General features: G+C 60.7%; 22 protein-coding genes and 1 pseudogene. 17 read left to right on the top strand and 6 right to left on the bottom strand.

Annotated features, from left to right (window positions below):
* Window positions 1–40 precede the first annotated feature (40 nt).
* The 3 genes from VQ575_RS10210 to VQ575_RS10200 all read left to right on the top strand — a co-directional run bounded on the left by VQ575_RS10210 (window position 41) and on the right by VQ575_RS10200 (window position 1,291).
* A complete protein-coding gene (locus VQ575_RS10210) occupies window positions 41–604 on the top strand; it encodes an ATP-dependent Clp protease proteolytic subunit (RefSeq protein WP_039592957.1) in 564 nt (187 codons plus the stop codon).
* A 220-nt stretch (window positions 605–824) separates the two neighbouring features.
* Window positions 825–1,004 (top strand): con-10 family general stress protein, encoded by a 180-nt coding sequence (locus VQ575_RS10205; protein WP_003182983.1) that lies wholly within the window; start codon window positions 825–827, stop codon window positions 1,002–1,004.
* Between the two features lie 62 nt (window positions 1,005–1,066).
* Window positions 1,067–1,291, top strand: coding sequence for a hypothetical protein (locus VQ575_RS10200; protein WP_039592956.1), 225 nt, complete (start codon window positions 1,067–1,069; stop codon window positions 1,289–1,291).
* Between the two features lie 175 nt (window positions 1,292–1,466).
* Here the strand turns inward: VQ575_RS10200 and VQ575_RS10195 are convergent, their stop codons facing one another.
* Window positions 1,467–2,219, bottom strand: coding sequence for an OBAP family protein (locus VQ575_RS10195; RefSeq protein WP_039592955.1), 753 nt, complete (start codon window positions 2,217–2,219; stop codon window positions 1,467–1,469).
* A gap of 87 nt (window positions 2,220–2,306) precedes the next feature.
* The gene (locus VQ575_RS10190) at window positions 2,307–2,843 is read right to left on the bottom strand and encodes a DUF3087 family protein (protein ID WP_325919585.1); all 537 of its coding nucleotides are present in this window, start codon (window positions 2,841–2,843) and stop codon (window positions 2,307–2,309) included.
* Window positions 2,844–3,059: 216 nt separating this feature from the next.
* Between VQ575_RS10190 and ppnN the strand changes: the two genes are divergently transcribed.
* Complete coding sequence (gene ppnN / locus VQ575_RS10185) at window positions 3,060–4,433, top strand: nucleotide 5'-monophosphate nucleosidase PpnN (RefSeq protein ID WP_325919584.1); 1,374 nt, start codon at window positions 3,060–3,062, stop codon at window positions 4,431–4,433.
* A 52-nt stretch (window positions 4,434–4,485) separates the two neighbouring features.
* Here the strand turns inward: ppnN and VQ575_RS10180 are convergent, their stop codons facing one another.
* Both VQ575_RS10180 and VQ575_RS10175 read right to left on the bottom strand, forming a co-directional pair.
* The gene (locus VQ575_RS10180) at window positions 4,486–5,148 is read right to left on the bottom strand and encodes an HAD family hydrolase (RefSeq protein WP_325919583.1); all 663 of its coding nucleotides are present in this window, start codon (window positions 5,146–5,148) and stop codon (window positions 4,486–4,488) included.
* A gap of 164 nt (window positions 5,149–5,312) precedes the next feature.
* Entirely contained in the window at window positions 5,313–6,659 is a 1,347-nt protein-coding gene (locus tag VQ575_RS10175; protein WP_039592951.1) for an MATE family efflux transporter, read from the bottom strand.
* A 269-nt stretch (window positions 6,660–6,928) separates the two neighbouring features.
* On the opposite strand from VQ575_RS10175, the gene VQ575_RS10170 reads away from it, so the two are divergent.
* From VQ575_RS10170 to VQ575_RS10130, 9 genes are read left to right on the top strand one after another with little or no spacing between them, the layout of a single operon-like run.
* A complete protein-coding gene (locus VQ575_RS10170; RefSeq protein WP_411829942.1) occupies window positions 6,929–8,260 on the top strand; it encodes a methyl-accepting chemotaxis protein in 1,332 nt (443 codons plus the stop codon).
* 11 nt (window positions 8,261–8,271) lie between these two features.
* A complete protein-coding gene (locus VQ575_RS10165; RefSeq protein WP_003203044.1) occupies window positions 8,272–8,640 on the top strand; it encodes a response regulator in 369 nt (122 codons plus the stop codon).
* A gap of 15 nt (window positions 8,641–8,655) precedes the next feature.
* The gene (locus VQ575_RS10160; protein ID WP_039592949.1) at window positions 8,656–8,940 is read left to right on the top strand and encodes an STAS domain-containing protein; all 285 of its coding nucleotides are present in this window, start codon (window positions 8,656–8,658) and stop codon (window positions 8,938–8,940) included.
* Between the two features lie 39 nt (window positions 8,941–8,979).
* Window positions 8,980–11,079, top strand: coding sequence for a chemotaxis protein CheA (locus VQ575_RS10155; protein WP_039593043.1), 2,100 nt, complete (start codon window positions 8,980–8,982; stop codon window positions 11,077–11,079).
* 32 nt (window positions 11,080–11,111) lie between these two features.
* Window positions 11,112–12,770 carry a methyl-accepting chemotaxis protein gene (locus tag VQ575_RS10150; RefSeq protein ID WP_039592948.1) on the top strand — a complete coding sequence of 553 codons (1,659 nt, stop codon included), beginning with the start codon at window positions 11,112–11,114 and terminating at the stop codon, window positions 12,768–12,770.
* Window positions 12,771–12,809: 39 nt separating this feature from the next.
* Complete coding sequence (locus VQ575_RS10145) at window positions 12,810–13,346, top strand: chemotaxis protein CheW (protein ID WP_030142246.1); 537 nt, start codon at window positions 12,810–12,812, stop codon at window positions 13,344–13,346.
* Window positions 13,343–14,179 (top strand): CheR family methyltransferase, encoded by an 837-nt coding sequence (locus VQ575_RS10140; RefSeq protein ID WP_039592947.1) that lies wholly within the window; start codon window positions 13,343–13,345, stop codon window positions 14,177–14,179. Before VQ575_RS10145 ends, VQ575_RS10140 begins: the two co-directional genes overlap by 4 nt.
* On the top strand, window positions 14,176–14,673 hold the full coding sequence (gene cheD, locus VQ575_RS10135) for a chemoreceptor glutamine deamidase CheD (RefSeq protein ID WP_039592946.1): 498 nt from the start codon (window positions 14,176–14,178) through the stop codon (window positions 14,671–14,673). The genes VQ575_RS10140 and cheD overlap by 4 nt, the downstream gene beginning before the upstream one ends.
* A gap of 2 nt (window positions 14,674–14,675) precedes the next feature.
* Entirely contained in the window at window positions 14,676–15,755 is a 1,080-nt protein-coding gene (locus VQ575_RS10130) for a protein-glutamate methylesterase/protein-glutamine glutaminase (RefSeq protein ID WP_045155687.1), read from the top strand.
* 287 nt (window positions 15,756–16,042) lie between these two features.
* Here the strand turns inward: VQ575_RS10130 and VQ575_RS10125 are convergent.
* Window positions 16,043–16,212, bottom strand: a pseudogene (locus VQ575_RS10125) (RES domain-containing protein); the annotation flags it as partial.
* Between the two features lie 285 nt (window positions 16,213–16,497).
* On the opposite strand from VQ575_RS10125, the gene VQ575_RS10120 reads away from it, so the two are divergent.
* From VQ575_RS10120 to VQ575_RS10110, 3 genes are all read left to right on the top strand, one after another.
* On the top strand, window positions 16,498–17,025 hold the full coding sequence (locus VQ575_RS10120) for an HvfA family oxazolone/thioamide-modified RiPP metallophore (RefSeq protein ID WP_039592944.1): 528 nt from the start codon (window positions 16,498–16,500) through the stop codon (window positions 17,023–17,025).
* A gap of 65 nt (window positions 17,026–17,090) precedes the next feature.
* Window positions 17,091–17,942: an HvfB family MNIO-type RiPP peptide maturase gene (locus tag VQ575_RS10115; RefSeq protein WP_039592943.1), complete on the top strand. Its 852-nt coding sequence runs from the start codon at window positions 17,091–17,093 to the stop codon at window positions 17,940–17,942.
* Window positions 17,935–18,675 (top strand): HvfC family RiPP maturation protein, encoded by a 741-nt coding sequence (locus tag VQ575_RS10110; RefSeq protein ID WP_325919581.1) that lies wholly within the window; start codon window positions 17,935–17,937, stop codon window positions 18,673–18,675. Before VQ575_RS10115 ends, VQ575_RS10110 begins: the two co-directional genes overlap by 8 nt.
* 382 nt (window positions 18,676–19,057) lie before the next feature.
* Here the strand turns inward: VQ575_RS10110 and VQ575_RS10105 are convergent, their stop codons facing one another.
* Complete coding sequence (locus VQ575_RS10105) at window positions 19,058–19,954, bottom strand: LysR family transcriptional regulator (RefSeq protein WP_039593042.1); 897 nt, start codon at window positions 19,952–19,954, stop codon at window positions 19,058–19,060.
* 140 nt (window positions 19,955–20,094) lie between these two features.
* Here VQ575_RS10105 and VQ575_RS10100 point away from each other — a divergent pair, with 140 nt between their 5' ends.
* Window positions 20,095–21,084, top strand: coding sequence for a zinc-dependent alcohol dehydrogenase family protein (locus VQ575_RS10100; RefSeq protein ID WP_325919579.1), 990 nt, complete (start codon window positions 20,095–20,097; stop codon window positions 21,082–21,084).
* Window positions 21,085–21,127 lie beyond the last annotated feature (43 nt).

Raw genomic sequence — 21,127 nt, 5'->3', positions numbered from 1 at the left:
CCGCAGACTCGTCAACGCGTGACGTCGAGAGGAGTTTCAGATGTCCGAACACATCGTCCATTTCCATTGCCAGATCGATCAGGGAACCACCGAGCGCTTCCGGGACAACTGTCTGGAGGCCATTGAAAAAGGCGCCGACTCGCTGATGCTCAACCTCTCTACGGTCGGCGGTAGCACCAACTTCGGATTCACCCTCTACACTTTCATCAAGTCACTCCCCGTGCCGGTGCGCGCCGTGAACGCCGGCAACATCGAGTCGATGGGCATCGTCATGTACCTGGCCGCCAGCGACCGCACCACTACGCCCCACTCGCGCTTCCTCATCCACCCGATGAATTGGTATTTCGGCCAGAAGTCGGTGGACCACTCGCGCTTGCGCGAATACCTGTCCAGCCTGGACAACGACGTGGCGCGGTACGTGGAAATCTACGTCAAGGAAACCGCCGGCGCCGCCACGCAGCTGGACATCTTCAAATGCCTTTGCGCCGAGGAGAGGGTGATCCCAGCGGAAAACTCGCTGGCCTTCGGCATAGCGCATCGGGTTGAACAGGTGGTGTTTGCGCCTGAAGCCAAGCATTGGAAAGTGAGCGGCGGGGAAGACTGAAATTCGATGGATAAATACCATTTGCCGCGACTTACTTAATTAACAAAATCGATGCTGTATAAGTTCAAGCGAAACGGTTGTATAGGTTTCGCCATGGACTTATATAAATATCGACCGCTCGTCGCCAGCGAAACGTTTTTTCTAAACTTCCTTCTGCCGTTTTCTTTCACAGTATTGCGAGGCACGTTTTACTCGCTTAACCAAAATGAGGATTCTCGAAATGGCTAATAGCGGAAACAAAAACCCAGGCAACTTCGCAAACGACCGTGAGAAAGCATCCGAAGCCGGCAAGAAAGGCGGACACGCTTCGGGCGGCAACTTCGCAAATGACCGGGAGAAAGCTTCTGAAGCTGGCCGCAAAGGTGGCGAACGCAGCCACGGCGGCGGCAGGAAATCGTAACCCGGAGAATCGTTGGGGCGCAGCTCTGCTGCGTCCCGGCGCTTGAACTGTCGAGGTAGCGAATGAGCCAGGATCGATTCATTGTCAGTTTCATCGCCGACGGTCAACCCGATAGCCGGGTGCTGGCGGGTGACACCGAGACGCTGAGCCCCGAAGAAGCCGAGGCACTCTTGAGGGTGACCTTCACTGAACTTAAGAGCCTCAAGATCAGTGACGTGCAAGTTCAGAAAAGAACTAAGCCAAACGAAACGGAACATGATGTTCCGGGGCATTTCAAACAGCCGTAATTCGTTTTACCCCCCTTATTTCCGCTCCCTGCCCCTCCGTGGCGAGGGAGCTTGCGCCCGCTGGGCTGCGCAGCCGCCCTAACTACTTATATATTTCCAAGTTGATAGCCCTGGGGTTGCTCCGCAACCCAGCGCAAGCAAGCTCCGTCGCCACAAAAGCATCTTTGAAACTACTTTAATGGGCATGCCCCGTCGGATCCTTGATCTGCCACACCTGCCCTTTCTGCCAGGCATCCGCGCCAGGGTCGATTACCGGCGCGTTGATCGATTCGCGGGCATGTTTCTTCGCTTCGCTGTCGATGCCCATCCGCCGGTCGCGCTCGCCCACCAACTGCGAATCGATCTGGCCATCGGCAGTGAAGCCCATCATCAGTTGCGGTACACCATAGGGCAGCGCGTTGCCTTGCTCGGTGTGCCAGGTATGCCAGGTCTTGCCGTAGGTGCTGACCAGGTTTTTCATCAAGCGCGTCTCCGCCACTTCGGGGATGCCTGGCGCGACCAGTTGGCCTGACTTCACTTCATGTACATGGCTGTGCCACAGCTGCTTTTCGGCGGCAGGCAAGCCTTCGAACAAGCGCTTGCTGATGATGTATTCCACGCCCATCAGTTTGGCCTTGGCAGTATTGGCATCGTAGATGGCGCACTGGAACACCTCTTCGTTGAGGGCCGTGCAGTAGTGATGCGCTTCCATTTGCCCGGACATTCGCCCGTTGTAGAAATGGAAGCCATCAAGATAGGTATCCAACGCTTGCAACGGGGGTTTGTTCTGCATGATCCCGGCCCCCGCTTCCAGTGTCGCGGTGGTCGGGGTTTTCGCGGCGCCTGGCGCATCCACCGGCGACTGGCTGTTATCGCCCGCGCAACCTGCCAATCCGACCGTAGCCGCGCAGAGCATGGCCCAGGTTCCCTGAACGATCTTTCCAGTCATCTCGACTCTCCTTCCCATGACTGTTCATGAGAAAGGCGTCCCGGCACCTGGGTTTTATTTTTTACCCAAGGCAACCGATGAGTGGCGTTATCGGCGCTCGCTGTAGGCCTGTTTCACCGTGTCGATCCAGGCCGGGTCCAGACGCGATTGGTCAGGGGCCAGGCCCAGCGCCTGCATCGTTTCCAGATGTTCGTCGGCCTCGCGAATCAACGAGGCGTGGTCGCTGGAGTTGGCGTCCAGCAGGTGCATCTGGGCCAGGCCCAAGTGATAAAACCGCAGCAGCTTCATGGCCGCCGGATCCTGGGCCTGTACACCGGCTTTCACCTGGTGCATCACGTTGGTGATGCTCATCAGGCTGCGCTTGAGCTGCCAACCGTACACTGCCGCCGCCATCCACGGCTGGGACCAGAAAAACCCGCGCATCAGCCCGGCCATGACCAATACGGCAGCGAAAACGCCCCCGACATTGAAGCGTAAATTATCGCCCCCCGGCGTACCGAACAGCATTACGGCCAGACTGGACAGCAGCATCGCCAGCGCCAAGAACACCACGGCCACGATGAGCGTGCTGCGGCGGGTCTGTTGCCGATACTCGGCGGCGTCCCACGGTTTGATCTCGAACATCGCGTCGCAATTTCCTTGTGTGGCGTGAAAAGACTCGCGCATTATCGCCTGCCCGGTCGATTTAGCTATGCTGGGGCCCATTTTGTGTTGCAACCGACCCGACGGATCCGGATCAAAGTCCATGGCGATACCGCAAGGATCGTGCGATCTTCCCGCGTGGACGTTTTTTCAAGATGCCGCCATAGTGCGAGCGGCATCGTTTTCAAGGAAAGCTGAATGACTCAAAGACAGGTAATCAACGCTTCGGTAAGCCCCAAGGGCAGCCTGGAGACTTTGTCCCAGCGCGAAGTGCAACAACTGAGCGAAGCCGGTTCCGGCAGCATCTACGATCTTTTCCGCCAGTGCGCCCTGGCCATCCTCAACACCGGCGCCCATGTCGATAATGCCAAGACCATCCTGGAAGCCTACAAGGACTTCGAAATCCGCATCCACCAACAGGACCGCGGCGTGCGCCTGGAACTGTTGAACGCGCCGGCCGATGCGTTCGTCGACGGCGAGATGATCGCCAGCACCCGGGAAATGCTCTTCAGCGCCCTGCGCGACATCGTCTACACCGAGAACGAGCTGGACAGCCAGCGCATCGACCTGAGCTCATCCCAAGGCATCAGCGACTACGTGTTCCACCTGCTGCGCAACGCCCGCACCCTGCGCCCTGGCGTGGAGCCGAAAATCGTCGTGTGCTGGGGCGGTCACTCGATCAATACCGAAGAATACAAGTACACCAAGAAAGTCGGCCACGAACTGGGCCTGCGCAGCCTGGACATCTGCACCGGCTGCGGCCCGGGCGTGATGAAAGGCCCGATGAAAGGCGCCACCATCGCCCACGCCAAGCAGCGCATCCACGGCGGCCGCTACCTGGGCCTGACGGAGCCGGGCATCATCGCCGCCGAGGCACCGAACCCGATCGTCACCGAGTTGGTGATCCTGCCGGACATCGAGAAGCGCCTGGAGGCCTTCGTCCGCGTCGGCCATGGCATCATCATTTTCCCGGGCGGCGCCGGTACCGCGGAAGAATTCCTCTACCTGCTGGGCATTCTCATGCACCCGGCCAACCAGGACTTGCCCTTCCCAGTGATCCTCACCGGGCCTAAAAGCGCCACGCCGTATTTTGATCAACTGCACGCGTTCGTCGGCGCAACCTTAGGCGAAGCCGCGCAAGAGCACTACCAGATCATCATCGACGACCCGGCCGAAGTGGCGCGGCAAATGACCCAGGGGTTGAAAGAAGTGAAGCAGTTCCGCCGCGAGCGCAACGACGCCTTTCACTTCAATTGGCTGCTGAAAATCGACGAAGGTTTCCAGCGCCCCTTCGACCCGACCCATGCAAACATGGCCAGCCTGGGCCTGAGCCGCGACCTGCCGTCCCACGAACTGGCCGCCAACCTGCGCCGGGCGTTTTCGGGAATCGTGGCGGGGAACGTCAAGGACAAGGGTATCCGCCTGATCGAAGAGCACGGCCCGTACGAGATCCACGGTGACCCCGCCATCATGGAGCCCCTCGACCGCCTGCTCCAAGCCTTCGTCGCCCAGCACCGGATGAAACTGCCGGGCGGCGCGGCGTATGTGCCGTGCTATCGGGTGGTGACCTGATCCTGGAATCGTTGAGGTAAAACTGTGGGAGCGACCCTGCTCCCACGGGTTCCTAGCGGTGGTTTGAAAGGCGCATCAGTCCGTCATCCACCGCGATTCCCAGCCCAAGGTAATCCTTGATCTGCGAATGCAACGTCACCACCGGGTGTGTATGCGTGGCGGTCACCACCATCACATCCATGCCCGCCGCCTCGCCGGCCTTGATCCCGGCCTGGGCATCCTCGAACACCAGGCATTCCCCTGGAGCCACTTGCAAGCGCTGCGCGGCCAGCAGATAGCAATTGGGGTTCGGTTTGCCGCTGCTCACGTCTTCGGCGGTCACCATCACCTCGGGTCGCGGGATCCCGGCCGCCTCCATGCGACGCAAAGCCAAGGCCATCGGCGCCGAGGTGACGATCGCCCATTGGGTCGGCGGCAGGCGTTTGAGAAGCGCCAGCGCACCGGGCACCTCGACCACGCCTTCCACGTCCTCGATTTCTTCAACGGTAAGCTGCGCGGCCTCGGCTTGCGCATCTATCCCGGGCAGGTTCTGGCGGGCGACCGTGTCGACGGCGCGCACGCCATGAATGGTCGGCAAGAATTTCGCCACGTCCAGGCCATGGCGCATGGCCCAGCGGGTCCAGATCCGCTCGGTGGCGGCGACGGAATTGAGCAGCGTGCCGTCCATGTCGAAGAGGAAGGCGCGGTAGGCGATGGAGGGGTGTTCTACGGACATCGGGATCCTCGTGGATGACGGGAAGAAGGTGGCCAAAACTATGGGAGCGAGCTTGCTCCGGGCGGCGTTCCGACGATGGCAGTCTGTCAGCCTATATCAAAATTGAACGTGTCGATGCTATCGCGAGCACGCTCGCTTCCGCAGGGGTTCCAGCTTGGGCCGGTCTACACCAACCGCTCGATCCGCTGATGCTGCCAGACCCGTTTGTAATACACCGTCTGCAATACCAACATGCTCAGGTAAGCCACCGGAAACGCCATCCACACGCCTTGAAGGCCGAAGTGGGCATCCAGCAGGTAGGCCGCCGGCACTTGCACGCCGATAATGCAGAAAATCGAGATCGCCACCGGCACCAGCACCGTGCCGCTGGCGCGCATGATGCCGCCGATAATTGCCTGGAACCCGAACACCAACAGGCTCCAGAGCATGATGTGCAATAAATGTTCGGCCTGGACCCGCGCCGCCGGGTCGGTGATGAACAGTCCCAATAACCAACGGGACAACAGGTAACCCAGCAGCACCAGCCCACCGGTCAACCAGACATTGATCAACATCCCGGTGCGCAGGATCGGCCCCAGGCGTTCCAGGCGTCCGGCGCCGATGGCCTGGGCGCCAAGGATCGAAGCGGTGATGGCAATCGACAGCGCCGGGAACTGCACGTAGTTGACGATCTGCGTCACCGCGCCGTAGGCCGCCGTGGCCTGGGACCCGTGGCGATTGACCAGGGCCAGGATCGCCAGCTCCGACAGCGAGATCACCACCATTTGCAAACCGGTGGGCAAGCCGATGCGCAGCACTTTGCCGAGGATGTCCCTGTCCAGGCGCATCGCCGCGAACAGCGCACGGTCCGGCGCCAGGGCATGGTCCCGGCGGTTCAGGCGCCACGCCAGCATCGCCATCGCCGACGCGGTGCCCACCAGCCCCGCCAATGCCGCGCTCTGGATGCCCATCGGCGCAAAACCCAGCCAGCCACGGATCAGCACCGGCGTCAGCAGCATCCCGACGCTGGTGGACACCAGCAACGCCAGCAGCGGCGAAACGGTATCGCTGACACCGCGCAACAACTGGGTGAACAGCACGAACACCAGCAGCATCGGCAAAATCCACATCATCACCCGCGCATAGGACACCGCGTCATCCAGCACATCGGCGGGCGTGCCGAGTCCTTGCAGGCCCTCGCGGGCAAAGACACTGCCAAGGATCGCCGCCGCCAACCCGATGATCGCCCCCAGCAACAGGGTCGAGCCTGCAATTGCCTTCACGGTCCCCGTCTCGCCGGCGCCGTACGCCTGCCCGATCAGCACCCCTGCCCCGGCGCCGAGGCCAATCACCAACGCGATGAAGAAAAACACGATGGGAAACATCCCCGACACCGCCGCCAAGGCTTGGGTGCCGAGCATTTGGCCGATGTAGATGCTGTTGAGCGTACCGGACATCGATTGCAGGAAGTTGGACAGGACCATGGGGGCCAGGAACAGCAGGTAGGTTTTCCAGAGCGACTGGGTGGGCATGGGGGCTCGATGGCAGGTTCGAAATCTGTTGCGGGTAATTTAGCTCAATCCTTTCGTTATGTTTCGGAAGATGTCCGCTTTTGTGGCGCGAGGGAGCGTGCTCCCGCTGGATCGCGAAGCGGCCCGCTTTTTAACTTGGCATCGCCGGGAAATCAGACCGGTGGCTGGGACTGCTGCGCGGTCCAGCGGGAGCAGGCTTCCTCGCCACGGGTTTTCCGTAGGTCAGGTCACCTCGACATTTCGCCAATCTCGTCTAATCTGAGATATCAATGTGCCACCTTTTCTTGCAGAACCGGACGACTGGTCCTAAAGACCGAGTCGGTTTTGCAGATAACCAGTTATTCGCAAATATCCTGTCAGCAACACTGTTCAAGGACCGAACCATGACGTCGTATCCCCACGACCATTCCCTCGCCAAACCCCGGACGCACACTTGCTGGCACGCCTTGATCGTTGCCGTCATCGCCTGCGCCGGTGTGCTGGCGCTCAATGGCGCGAATGCGCAAACCATCGGTTTCAGTGCCGTGCTCCTGGTCCTTGGCGTGGGTGCCGGTCTCTGGGGTACGCGCTCGCAGCGCCTGCAGTTGGACAAGGTCGCCGCAGCGGCCATCGCCCGTCACGAACTGCTAGCCGCGGACCATGGCGCTCACAAAAGCGACGCACAACTCAACGAAGTGATCCTCGGTGCCATGCCCATCTGGGCCAAGCAAGTCGAAAGTTCGCGCCAGCAGACTGAAACCGCGATCGTCTCCTTGACCAGCCGTTTCACCGGCATTTCCTCGCGCCTCGAAGAAACCGTGCAAGCCTCGCAACTGGCCGCCGGCGAGTTGGCCGGCAGCAGCGGCGGTGGCGCCGTCCAGGTACTGGCGCAGAGCGAAGGCGAACTGGTGAAGGTCATCGATTCGTTGAAGTCCACCCAGGCCAGCCGTGATGAAACCCTTGCCCAAGTGCGCAACCTGACCGCCTACACCGGCGAGCTGCGGACCATGGCCGCCGACGTCGCGGCGATTGCCGCCCAGACCAACCTGCTGGCCCTCAACGCCGCCATCGAAGCCGCCCGGGCGGGCGAAGCCGGACGTGGTTTTGCGGTAGTGGCCGACGCCGTACGTGCACTGTCGAGCAAGTCCAGCGAGACCGGCCAACAGATGTCGGCCAAGGTCGACGTCATCAACACCGCCATCACCCAACTGGTGCAGGCTGCTTCCAGCGGCGCCGACCAGGACAGCCAGTCCGTGGCCGTGTCCGAAGGCAGCATCCAGCGTGTGCTCGAACGCTTCCAGAGCGTTACCGGGCGCCTCGCCGATTCGGCCGACATGTTGCAACGGGAGAGCTACGGCATTCGCGACGAACTCACCGAAGTGCTGGTCAGCCTGCAATTCCAGGATCGGGTCAGCCAGATCCTCAGCCACGTGCGCGACAACATCGAGGACCTGCATGTGCACATGCAGCAAGCCAGCCAGTCGCCCGAACAGGCCGCCTCCATCGACGCCCGCCAATGGCTGGCGCGCATGGAAACCACCTACGCCACCGACGAGCAACGCCGCAATCATCACGGCGACTCGGCTGCGCAACAGACTTCACAGGAAATAACCTTCTTCTAGGAGAGCCGTTCATGGCTAAAAGTGTATTGGTTGTCGACGACTCCGCGAGCGTTCGGCAGGTAGTCGGCATCGCGTTGAAAAGTGCCGGCTACGACGTGATCGAGGCCAGCGATGGCAAGGACGCACTGGGCAAACTCAACGGCCAGAAAGTGCACCTGATCATCAGCGACGTGAACATGCCAAACATGGATGGCATCACCTTCGTCAAGGAGGTCAAGAAGCTGGCCAGCTACAAGTTCACGCCGATCATCATGCTCACCACCGAATCCCAGGAATCGAAGAAGCAAGAGGGCCAGGCCGCAGGTGCCAAGGCCTGGGTGGTCAAGCCGTTCCAGCCGGCGCAGATGCTGGCGGCGGTATCCAAGCTGATTCTTCCCTGATGGCCGGAGGCTTCAATGCCGCTGCTGTACGAAATAGAGGATGACACCGCGCGGGTGCAGATCGATGGCGAGCTGACGATCTACACCGCCGCCGACCTGGCCGCGCAATTGCTGCCACGGTTGGGGGCAACGCCAGCGATGGCGCTGGACCTGTCGCAGATCACCGAGATGGATGGCGCCGGCCTGCAACTGCTGCTGATGATTCAGCGCGAGGCACCCAAGGCCGGGACTCAACTGACGGTGACCGACCAAAGCAAGGCCGTCACGGAAACATTGGCCCTGTGCAACCTGGTTGCCTAGCGCCTGCGCAACACGTCGAACACGACAAAGGAAATGAGCGTGAGCATCAATCTCGATCAGGCACAACAAACCTTCATCGTCGAGGCACGTGAACAACTGCAGGCGATGGAAGAATCGTTGCTGCAATTGGAAAACGACCCCGGCGACGATGACGCCATCGGCGCGATTTTCCGCGCGGCCCATACGATCAAGGGCTCGGCGGGGCTGTTCGGCCTGGAGCCGATCGTCAGCTTTACCCACATCGTCGAGGACGTGCTCGATCGCCTGCGCGAGGGCAGCGTCGCGGTGGACCCTGGCTTGATCGCCGTGCTGCTCAAGTCCGGCGATCACATGCTCGAGCTGATCGACGTGGTCGCCAACCAGGGCTCGGCGTTGCAACCCCCTGCCCTGGCCCGGGAAATGGAACTGTGCCAGATCCTGCAGGAATACCAGGCGCCCTCGACCGCAGCCGAACCGGCCCGGACAGCAAAAACCGAAACGGCCGATTCAGCCGAAGCGAGCCTCTGGCACATCTCCCTGCGCTTCGGCCAGGACGTGTTTCGCAACGGCATGGACCCCTTGTCATTCCTGCGCTATTTGCAGACCCTGGGTGAAATCGTCGACCTCACCACCCTGACCGACGCGCTGCCGGCTATCGAGGCCTGGGATGCCGAGTCCTGCTACTTGGGCTTCGACATCGCGTTTCGATCCGCCGCCGGCTATGCCGCGATCAACGAAGTGTTCGATTTTGTGCGCGAAGACTGCGTGATCGAAATCGTTGCCGCCCAAGCGGTCGAGTCCCAGGCGAGCACCGGCCTGGTCGCGACGTCCCCCGCACCGACCGACGAAAGCACCGCCATGGTCGCCACGGGCGAACTGATGCCGGACCAACGCAAGACCCCGCGCATGCCCGCCCAGGTCGCGAGCGACAAACAGGCCGTGGCCAGCGAAAGCAAAACCAAGGACGGCACCTATGTGCGAGTCAACGCGGACAAACTCGACGAACTGATCAACCTGGTGGGTGAGCTGGTCATCGCCAGCGCGGGCGCCAGCCTGCTGGCGCGTACCTGCCAGAACGATCCGCTGCAGGAAGCCACCTCGTCGGTGTCCGGGCTGGTGGAAGAAATCCTCGACGGTGCCTTGCGCCTGCGCATGATCCCCATCGGCGAGACCTTCAACCGCTTTCGCCGGGTGGTGCGCGATGTCAGCCAGGAACTCGGCAAGGACATCGACCTGATCATCAGCGGCGCGGAAACCGAGCTGGACAAGACCGTGGTGGAAAAAATCGGCGACCCGCTGATGCACCTGCTGCGCAACGCCATGGACCACGGCATCGAAACCGCCGAGGCGCGCCTGGCGGCAGGCAAGCCGGCCAAGGGGCATCTGCACCTCAATGCCTACCACGACTCGGGCAGCATCGTGCTGGAAATCGCCGACGACGGCGCCGGCCTGAACCGCGATCGTATCCTGGAAAAAGCCCATGAGCGCGGCCTGATCGCCCAAGGTGCGAACCTGACCGACCAGGAGATCTACAACCTGATTTTCGAACCGGGCTTCTCCACCGCCCAAGCCGTCACCAACCTGTCCGGACGCGGCGTGGGCATGGACGTGGTCAAGCGCAACATCACACTGCTGCGCGGCACGGTCGACCTCGACAGCCAGCCGGGCAAGGGCACCGTGGTGCGCATCCGCCTGCCGCTGACCCTGGCGATCATCAATGGATTCCTGGTCGGCATCGGCCAGTCCACCTATGTGATTCCGCTGGACATGGTCCAGGAATGCATCGAACTGAGCGAAGACGATGGCATCGCCAGCCGTGAACAAGGCTACCTGGACCTGCGCGGCGAAGTGCTGCCGCTGGTGTACCTGCGCGATCACTTCCATCACGAAGGCCCGGCCTCGCGCCGGCAGAATGTGGTGGTGGTGCGCTACGCCGAACTCAAGGCCGGGCTGGTGGTGGATGACCTTTTGGGTGAATTCCAGACCGTGATCAAACCCTTGGGCAAGCTGTTCGGCGCACTGCGCGGCATCAGCGGCTCGACCATCCTGGGCAGCGGCGCCGTGGCGTTGATTCTCGACGTACCGGCATTGCTGACCCAGATCGCACAAATAGAAAACCGCTACAACTCGACCCCATTACAACAAGCCAACGCTCGCTGACGCTTCAACACTCCATGGAGAGGTATTCCCCAATGAAATGGTTCTACGACCTTAGAATCGCCACCAAACTGATCACTTCATTCCTCGTGGTGTTGGCGCTCACCGCCGTCATGGGCGTGTTCTCGATCATCCAGCTGGGCCAGGTCAACCACACCGCCCTCGACATTCGTGAAAACTGGATGCCGTCCATGCGCGCGGCGTCGGGCATGCGCTTCTACGCGGCGAGCTATCGCCTCAAGGAAAACCGCCACATTTCCGCCGACTCCGAGCAAGAACGCGTAACCCTGGAGCAGGAAGCGGAAGAGGCCAAGAAGGCCTTCGAAACCCGCCTGGACACTTACGAAAAACTGCTTTCCAGCGCGGAAGACCGGCAGGCATTCGAAACCACCCGCACTGACTGGGCCGCCTATCTGGCGATCAGCAAGGACCTGCTGGCACTGTCCAGGCAGAACCTGACCGAGCAAGCCAATGCGATGCTCAAGGGCGAGTCCAAGAATCGGTTCGACCTGGTGACCGGCGACTTGCAAAAACTTGTCGAGCTCAACGCCGCTGGGGCTGATGTCGCCAGTGCGCACGGCACCAAACTGTACGAGAACGCGCGCCTGTCGATTATCGTCGTGCTGGTTGCCGCCCTGCTGGTGGGCCTGGGCCTGGCGCTGTTTATTTCCCGGGTGATTTCACGTCCGCTGAAGCAGGCCGCCGCCGTCGCCGAGCAACTGGCCGAAGGCAACCTGAACGCGAAGATCGAAGGCGGTTCCAAGGACGAAACCGGCATGGTGCTCAACGCCATGCAGAACATGGTCGGCAAGCTGTCACATATCATCGGTGAAGTGCGCAACGCGGCGGACAACCTCGCCAGCGCCTCCGAGGAAGTCAGCGCCACCGCCCAGTCGATGAGCCAGGCCACCAGCGAACAGGCGGCCAGTGTCGAGGAAACCAGTGCATCCATCGAGCAGATGAGCGCCAGCATCAACCAGAACACCGAGAACGCCAAGGTCACCGACGGCATGGCCAGCAAGGCTGCCAAGGAAGCCACCGACGGCGGCGAATCGGTGCAGCAGACCGTGGTGGCGATGAAGAAAATCGCCCAGCGCATCAGCATCATCGATGACATCGCCTACCAGACCAACCTGTTGGCGCTCAACGCTGCGATCGAAGCAGCCCGCGCCGGCGAACACGGCAAAGGCTTCGCGGTGGTGGCGGCCGAAGTCCGCAAACTGGCCGAGCGCAGCCAGGTCGCGGCCCAGGAGATCGGCGAGCTGTCGTCTAGCAGCGTCGACATGGCCGAGAAGGCCGGCAGCCTGCTGAACGAGATGGTCCCGTCCATCAACAAGACTTCGGACCTGGTGCAGGAAATCAGCGCCGCGTCCGAAGAACAGGCCGCCGGCGTGGCGCAGATCAACACCGCCATGACCCAGCTCAACCAAGTGACCCAGCAGAACGCCTCCAGCAGCGAAGAATTGGCCGCCACCGCCGAAGAGATGAGCAGCCAGGCCGAACAACTGCAACAGGCCATGAGTTTCTTCACCTTGGACACGCCGCCCAAAGCAGCCATCCAGGTCGCCCGGGTCGATAACACGCCCGGCCCGTCCAGCCGCAAACAGACCCGGGCACCGGCACCGGTGATGCCCAAGGCGTTTGCCTACAACATGGCCAGCGCGCCGGACGAATCGGAATTCACCCGGTTCTGATGGCACGGTTCCATAGGCTTGCTTAAAGGAGAAAAGGCAATGGGCGCCATCGCGACCACACGCCAGACCGCCAGTGCGGTCGAGGAAGAAGCGCAGTACCTGACGTTCATGCTCGGCACGGAGATGTTCGCCATCGGCATCCTGTGCATCAAGGAAATCATCGAGTACGGCAACCTGACTGTCGTGCCGATGATGCCGGCTTTCGTGCGCGGGGTGATCAACCTGCGCGGTGCGGTCGTGCCGGTGGTGGATCTGTCGGCCCGTTTCGGCCGGCCGAACTCCACCATCAGCCGCCGCAGCTGCGTGGTGATCATCGAGGCCGCCAGCGCCGACGGGCTGGCCCAGGACATCGGGTTGCTGGTGGACACGGTATCGGCGGTGCTGGAAATCCCGGCTTCGCAGATCGAACCGCCACCGAGTTTTGGCGCGAAGATCCGCGCCGATTTCATCAGTGGCATGGCCAAGGTCGATGGCAAGTTCGTCATCGTCCTGGAAGTGGACCGGGTGCTGTCCATCGACGAAATGTCCGAACTCGCCCAGGCCAGCCCCGCCGCGTTGGAAGCGCCAGACTCATGAGCACAGACACTTGCAAGGAACGCACGGTGAACTCGATGGCCCTCTCCGACCGGGAGTTCGGCCAGTTCCAATCCTGGTTGTACCAGGCGGCCGGCATCAACCTGTCGCCGGCCAAGAAAGCCTTGGTGGCCGGACGCCTCTTCAAGCGCCTAAAGCACTATGAGCTGGACAGCTACGGCGAGTACTTCAAGCTGATCATGAGCGGCCAGCGCAGCGACGAATTGCAAGTGGCGCTGGACCTGCTGACGACCAACGAAACCTACTTTTTCCGTGAGCCCAAGCACTTCGATTTTCTTCGCGATCACGTGCTACCCCATGCGACACCGGGCAAGACCTTTCGCCTGTGGAGCGCCGCCAGTTCCTCCGGCGAGGAGCCCTACAGTCTTGCGATGACCCTGGCCGAAAGCCTGGGCACCACGCCTTGGGAAGTCATCGGCTCCGACATCAGCATGCAAGTGTTGGCCAAGGCCCGTTCCGGGCATTATCCGATGGAGCGCGCCCGTAACCTGCCCCATTCGCTGTTGGTGAAATATTGCCTCAAGGGCACCGGCAGCCAGCAGGGCACCATGCTGATCGACCGGGCACTGCGCAACCGCGTCAACTTCATCCAGGTCAATCTCAACGACACCCTTCCAGAGCTGGGGGAGTTCGATGTGATTTTCCTGCGCAACGTGATGATCTATTTCGACCAGCCCACCAAAAGCAAAGTGGTTGCCCGGCTCATCCCGCGGCTCAAGCCCGGTGGGTATTTCATCGTCAGCCATTCGGAAAGTCTCAACGGCGTTTCCGATGCGTTGAAGCTGGTCGCCCCTTCGATTTATCGCAAGCCATGAGCGCCGCGATCAAGCAAGTCGCCGAGGTCTACCTGGGGCCGGGAGAGTTTCGCTTTGCGACCTGCCCGACCCGCCTGCGCACGATCCTCGGCTCTTGCGTGGCGATTACGCTCTGGCATCCAGAGCGCAAGATCGGCGGCATGTGCCACTTCATGTTGCCTAGCCGGGTGCGTTGCTCCACGGCGCTAAACGGGATGTACGCCGATGAAGCCATCGAGCTGTTCGTCCGCAAGGCGCGGGCCCATCACACCAAGCCCGAGGAATACCAGCTCAAGCTGTTCGGCGGCGGCGAGATGTTTCCCGAATTGCAACGCCATGTGCCCTATGGCGACGTGGCGCGACTGAACGTCAACGCAGCGCTGGAAATGGCCGCCCTCTATCGCCTGGACCTGATCGCCCAGGATATGGGCAGCACCGGCCACCGCAGCATCATTTTCGACCTTTGCACGGGCGACGTCTGGGTCAGGCACCAACCGATAAGGACCCTGCATTAACCATGTCAGGCAAAAAAATAAATGTATTGCTGGTGGATGATTCCGCCGTGGTCCGCCAGGTGTTGCTGGCCATTCTCAACGACACGCCGGACATCAACGTCATCGGCGCGGCCTCCGACCCGATTTTCGCCATGGACAAACTGGCGAAGGAATGGCCCGACGTGATCGTGCTGGACGTTGAGATGCCGCGCATGGACGGCATTACTTTCCTGAAAAAGATCATGAGCGAACGGCCCACGCCCGTGGTGATCTGCTCGTCGCTGACGCCCAAGGGTGCGGAAACCACGTTGCAAGCCATGGCCGCCGGCGCGGTGGAAATCATCACCAAGCCCACCAGCGGCTTGAAGAACTTCCTGCTGGACTCGGCGCCGGAACTGGTATCGGCCATCCGTGCTGCCGCCCAGGTCAACGTCCGCAACCTGGGCAAACGCCCGGCTCCAGCGGCGCCGCTGACGCCGGCGACCAAACTCACCGCCGACGCCATGCTGCCAGCCGCCAACGGCCATGCCATGGCCCAGACCACCGAGCGCATCGTCGCCATGGGCACCTCCACCGGTGGCACCCAGGCGCTGGAAGCGGTGCTGACCGCCCTGCCGCGCGTGTGCCCGGGCATCGTCATCGTCCAGCACATGCCGGAAAAATTCACCGCCTCGTTCGCCGCCCGGCTCAATAGCCTGTGCCAGATCGAAGTGCGCGAAGCAAAGAACAACGACCGCATCCACCCCGGCCTGGCCCTCATCGCCCCCGGCGGCAAGCACATGATGGTGACCCGCAGCGGCGCGTTCTACCACGTGCAAGTGGTGGACGGCCCGCTGGTCAATCGCCATCGCCCCTCGGTGGATGTGCTGTTCCGCTCGGTGGCCAAGTTCGCCGGCCGTAACGCCACGGGCATCATCATGACCGGCATGGGCGACGACGGCGCCCGCGGTCTGAAGGAAATGCTCGACGCCGGCAGTGCCACCGTGGCCCAGGACGAGGCCAGCTGCGTGGTATTCGGCATGCCCAAGGAAGCGATCAAGCTCAACGCCGCGCAACGGGTCATGCCATTGCTGGAGATTGCGCAGGTAATCTTGCATCGGTGATCGACGCATCCTTCCTTGAATGAAAGCTGTTGTGGCGAGGGGATTCATCCCCTCGCCGCAAGAAAAGCTGCTTAAACAGGTGAGATCGTCGCCAGCACACCAATCAGCAGCGTCAGCGCCAGGAAACCACCCAGAAAAATCGCCATCTTCGCCATGAGTTTTCTCCCGATAGAGCCATTGCGGCACGGCCGAATTGTGGCGTGGGAACTGAGACCATTACAGACGCACCTGCAAGCGAAAAATGCGGATCAGCGAAAAAAGCCGGCTACCCGATCAAGGCACCGAAATTACCTGACCAGTCGAGTGTCGAGGCCAAAGCGCTCTAGAGAAATAGCTTGAATGGGGCCTTCGCCAAATCGCAGCTCACCCGCAAATTCCAGGAATGCCGGGGCACGGCTGAAGGAATCAGAACGAAGGGAAACTGCGCCAACAACTCATCGGCAAACCGCTGCTGGTGTCCGATGGACGCTCGGGTCGGCGCTGGGCAAGGACTTGCATGACCTGACCTGAGCGCCACCCTTTTGCAGCGTTCTGTATCCGCGACACACAGCCATACAAACACACCGCCGCATGACACATCCCAGATACACGGCAAGCGCCAAATGGCCCCGTCCGAACAGGCCAGTCCCGCCTTGCTTCGACCCGACGTGCCGAGCACCGGGCAAGCAACGTGACGCCGCCACGGCACACGCCCCGCGCAACGTTTGCCAGGGGCCACACAGCTCTTATCTGGAGAAACCTCATGACCCGTACAAAAAACTCGAACTCCGCTCGCCTCGCCCTCGCCGCCCTGGCTTTGTCCGGCGGCTTGAGCCTGGCCCAGTCCGCTTTCGCCGTGGACACCCTGGCCCAGGGTTATCAATTGGCCTCGGCTGAAAAAACTTCCGAAGGTAAATGTGGCGAAGGCAAATGTGGCGCCGGCGAATCGTCCAAAAAGGCCACCGAGGCGGAAGGCAAGTGTGGTGAAGGCAAATGTGGTGCCGCCGAATCGGGCAAAAAAGTCACCGCCGCGGAGGGCAAGTGCGGCGAAGGCAAATGTGGCGACGCGTCCTTCGCTCGCACCGACACTGACGACGACGCCCGCGTATCGCTGAAGGAGTTCCTCAGCGTCGCGCCGACCCAGCAAGCGGAGTTCGAAAAGATGGACAGCAACCACGATGGCTACCTGTCCGAGGCGGAAACCTACAAATACCGCACCGGCCAGTACACGGCCAATGGCAAGAAAGTCCCAACCGAACTGTTCATCCACATGAGCCAAGCCAAGGAATAACCCCTTCGCTGCCACCCTCCCGGACGCTCTCGCCGGGAGGGTTTGGTCATCCCTGGAGAACTGCGATGAGTACCTTCACTTCACCCAGCGGCGCCGGGCTCGGCCTGCGCCGCGCCATGCTAGGCGACCTGCTGGAAATGGCACCGAGGGCCGTGGACTTCCTGGAATGCGCCCCGGACAACTGGATCGGTGTCGGCGGCGTCTACGCTGAACAATTGGACCAACTGGCCGCACGGCACCCCATCACCTGCCATGGACTGTCACTGTCCCTCGGCGGTCCGCAACCCCTCGACCTGGAACTGCTGCGCGGCACACGCCGGTTCCTCGATCGCTATGCCGTGGCGATCTACAGCGAGCACCTGAGCTACTGCTCCGACAGCGGCCACCTCTACGACCTCTTGCCGATCCCTTTCACCGAAGAAGCGGTCCACCACGTCGCCGCGCGCATTCGCCAGACCCAGGACGTGCTGGGTCAACGCATCGCCGTGGAGAACATCTCCTACTACGCCGCCCCCTTCCAGGCCATGAGCGAAATAGACTTTATCAATGCCGTCCTCCAGGAAGCCGACTGCGACCTGCTGCTGGACGTCAACAACCTCTACGTCAACGCCATCAATCACCGTTACGACGCCGCGAAATTCCTGGCCGCCCTTCCCGCGCAACGCGTCACCTACCTGCACGTTGCCGGCCACTATGACGAAGCCGACGACTTGAAGATCGACACCCACGGCGCGGCGGTCAAGCAGGACGTCTGGGCGCTGCTGCACCAGACCTACCAACGATTTGGCCCGGTGCCGACGCTCTTGGAACGCGACTTCAACTTTCCTCCGCTCTCGGAGCTGCTCGCCGAAGTCGAGCACATCAAAAATCTTCAACAACGCGCTTGCCCGGCAACGGCGGAGGCCCGCCATGCCTGAACAATTGCTCGAACAACTCAACTGCATGGCCGACTACGTCCGCAACCCCCAAAACCCACCACCGCCGGGGATCGAAGCCCGACGCCTGGCCGTCTACCGGCAACTGTTCATCGGCAGCATCGAATCACTGCTGGCCGCCAGCTTCCCGGTCATCCACCGGACCCTGCCACCGGCCGACTGGCGATGGCTGGTCCACGACTTCTACGCCAACTTCCGCTGCCAGACGCCGCTCTTCACCCAACTGGCCGGCGAGTTCGTCACCTACCTGGAGCAACGCGCAAGCCTGCACAACTATCCCGCTTGGCTGCCCGAACTGGCACAGCACGAATGGAGCGAAAGCACCCTGCTGCTGAGCGACGCGGTGGAGCCGTCACACAACCCCCACGGCGACCTGATCGAGGGAACGCCCGTAGTATCGGAGCTTGCGCGCGTACATGCCTATGAATGGCCGGTGTGCGATATCGGACCGGGCTATCAACCCACCGAAAAACCGGCGGCGCCGACCTTGGTCCTGCTCCAACGCAATGCCGGACACGTGAATTTTTCACGCCTGGCGCCGATGGCTTATGCGTTGTTGGTGTCGCTGATGGAGCATCGGCGCAGCGGGCGGGAGCATCTGGTTGCGTTGGCAGAGATAGCCGGCGTGACGGCGCGGGAGTTAATGCCGATCGGGGTGGCGGCGCTTGAGGGGTTCAAGACGCAGGGGATTGTGTTGGGGACGCGTTGGGGGTGAGCGAACGACTCTCGAATGTTCCGCGTTCCCAAAGAGTTAAAAACTCTTGATACGCAACGCGCTCAATTTCCAGTCTCGGCATGCTTTCCATACGCACATCCATTTATGTCAGCGATGACCGAATCCTACTGACGCCGGACAGATGCGGCAACGCGCGTTTTGCCGAGACAGTTGTTGCTGCATTCGTGACCGACCGCTTTGGGTCCAGGAGGTTTAAAAGCACCGCAAAAAAAATCGAAGTGCGTACTCCTACGTCACCTCTGAAAACGTATGGCTAGTCGACAGACCTGAATTTCATATGGAACGCGATTTTTAATCATCCGAGCTGGCTTTGGAGTTTTTACACACTCTGGGCCAGAAGCGGACATTGATTCTCCTGTAGTTAGAGAGGGCCTCGTTGCCCAAACGCCTCACGTGCGAACTCCAAGAAGCTGCGCAGCTTTGGGGTCATTCTTCGGTCAGGGGCGTAAAGCATATGCATTGAGGTGGTCGGCACTGGATACTGCGGTAGCAGACGCACCAACGTCCCATCACGCAATGCATCGCTAACCAGCTCTATCGGCTGTAGAACCACACCCAGACCCGCTACAGCTGCTGCCAGCAGTGGGTCACCCTGATTAATCGTCAATTTGCTTGTAATGGGAACATCGATACGCCCCTCTTGGCTATCGAAGCTCCAGTGCGAGCGACCATCAGAATAGGTAAAACCCAGACACTCCTGCTGCTGTAGATCCCATGGATTCGTGATGGGTGGGCGACGTGCAAGGTAGGACGGTGCAGCGCACAAAACCATTTGATAGGGCTCTAACGGCATCGCCTTCAACCCACTGCTCACCAGCTCGCCGATGCGAAAGACCACGTCGTAACCATGATCGACGATATCGACCAGCTCGTTCGATAGAGTTAGGTCGACAGACACCTGTGGATATCGAACCATGTATTCCAGCAGGCGTGGCGAAAGCGCGCGAATCCCGAACGTAACCGGCGCGTTGATACGAAGGCGACCGCTTGGTGTGCCACGCGTAAGGGCCGCCAGGCTCTCGGCGGACTGCATGTCTGCGAGGATTATTTTTGCGCGCTGGTAGAACGTCCTGCCGAAGTCAGTGAGGCTTTGCCTGCGCGTAGTCCGATGCAGTAGGGAGACACCGAGATGTTGTTCGAGCATTTTCACCTGTTTCCCTACCAGCTGAGGGGACAAGTTCAGATCGTCCGCAGCGGCGCTGAATGAACCCAGCTCAACTGTTTTGACGAACGTAGCCATCTGCGTCAGGCGATCCATTATAAACACCTTGTTTTTAGTCATGAGCCATCGTAGGCCTTTATCCCCTCCCTACCAATGGCTAAATTCTCGTCACCCTTCGAGTGGCCGGAGACATTCCGGGTTTACATCGAGGCCCATTAATAAACGAGGTATCCAAGATGGCACGCATTGTCAGAATCCACGAATACGGGGATGCCAGCGTTCTGAAGCTGGAAAATCTGGAAGTTTCGGCACCGGCACCAAACGAGGTGCAGATTGGTGTTAAAGCTATTGGCTTGAACCGGGCCGAAGTGATGTTTCGCAATCACGCCTATCTACAGGAGGCCGAGTTCCCTAGCCGCTTAGGCTATGAGGCCGCTGGCATCGTGGTTTCAGTTGGTAGCGACGTAACGGAGATCAAGATTGGTGACAAAGTCGCTGTGATCCCGCCTTTGGATATCGCTCGATGGGGCACCTACGGCGAGCTGGCCAATGTACCGGCTCACCTGGTGGTAAAGAGTCCTGAGAACTTGTCCTTTGAAGAGGCTGCTGCGTCTTGGATGCAATACGTCACTGCTTGGGGGGCATTGATCGAACAAGCGAAGCTGCGGCAGGACGACTTTGTCATCATCACCGCTGCATCAAGCAGTGTTGGCCTGGCCGCCTTCCAACTTGCTCGTATGGTCGGAGCCATATCGATTGCGATCACTCGAACCAGCGCGAAAAAGCAAGCCCTACTTGATGCTGGCGCTGCGCACGTCATCGTCAGCGATGAAGAGGACATCGTCGAGCGTGTTATGGCGATAACTGCCGGTCAAGGCGCCCGTGTTGTGTTCGATCCTGTAGGCGGGCCGTCCTTTGCCCCCCTCACGCAGAGCATGGCGCGAGGCGGAATCTTGCTGGAATACGGCGCACTTAGCCCTGAGCCGACGCCATTCCCACTGTTTACAGTGCTGGGCAAAAGCTTGACCTTGAAGGGCTATCTCTATGCAGAGATTGTGGCCGACCTAGAAGCCTTGGAAAAAGCGAAGGCATTTATTCTGCAAGGGCTGAAGTCTGGTGCGTTGCGCCCGATCATCGCCAAGACATTCGCGCTTAGCGACATCCAGAATGCCCACCGTTTCCTTGAAGCCAATCAACAAATCGGCAAAATCGTGGTAACTGTCTGACCGGCATTTATGGGGCTGAGAGCGTAATCCTCGGCCCCGATTC

Source organism: Pseudomonas frederiksbergensis, from assembly GCF_035751725.1.
Classification (GTDB): domain Bacteria; phylum Pseudomonadota; class Gammaproteobacteria; order Pseudomonadales; family Pseudomonadaceae; genus Aquipseudomonas; species Aquipseudomonas frederiksbergensis_A.
The sequence above is the reverse complement of the archived record's forward strand: the minus strand, read 5'-3'. Positions and strand labels throughout refer to the sequence as shown.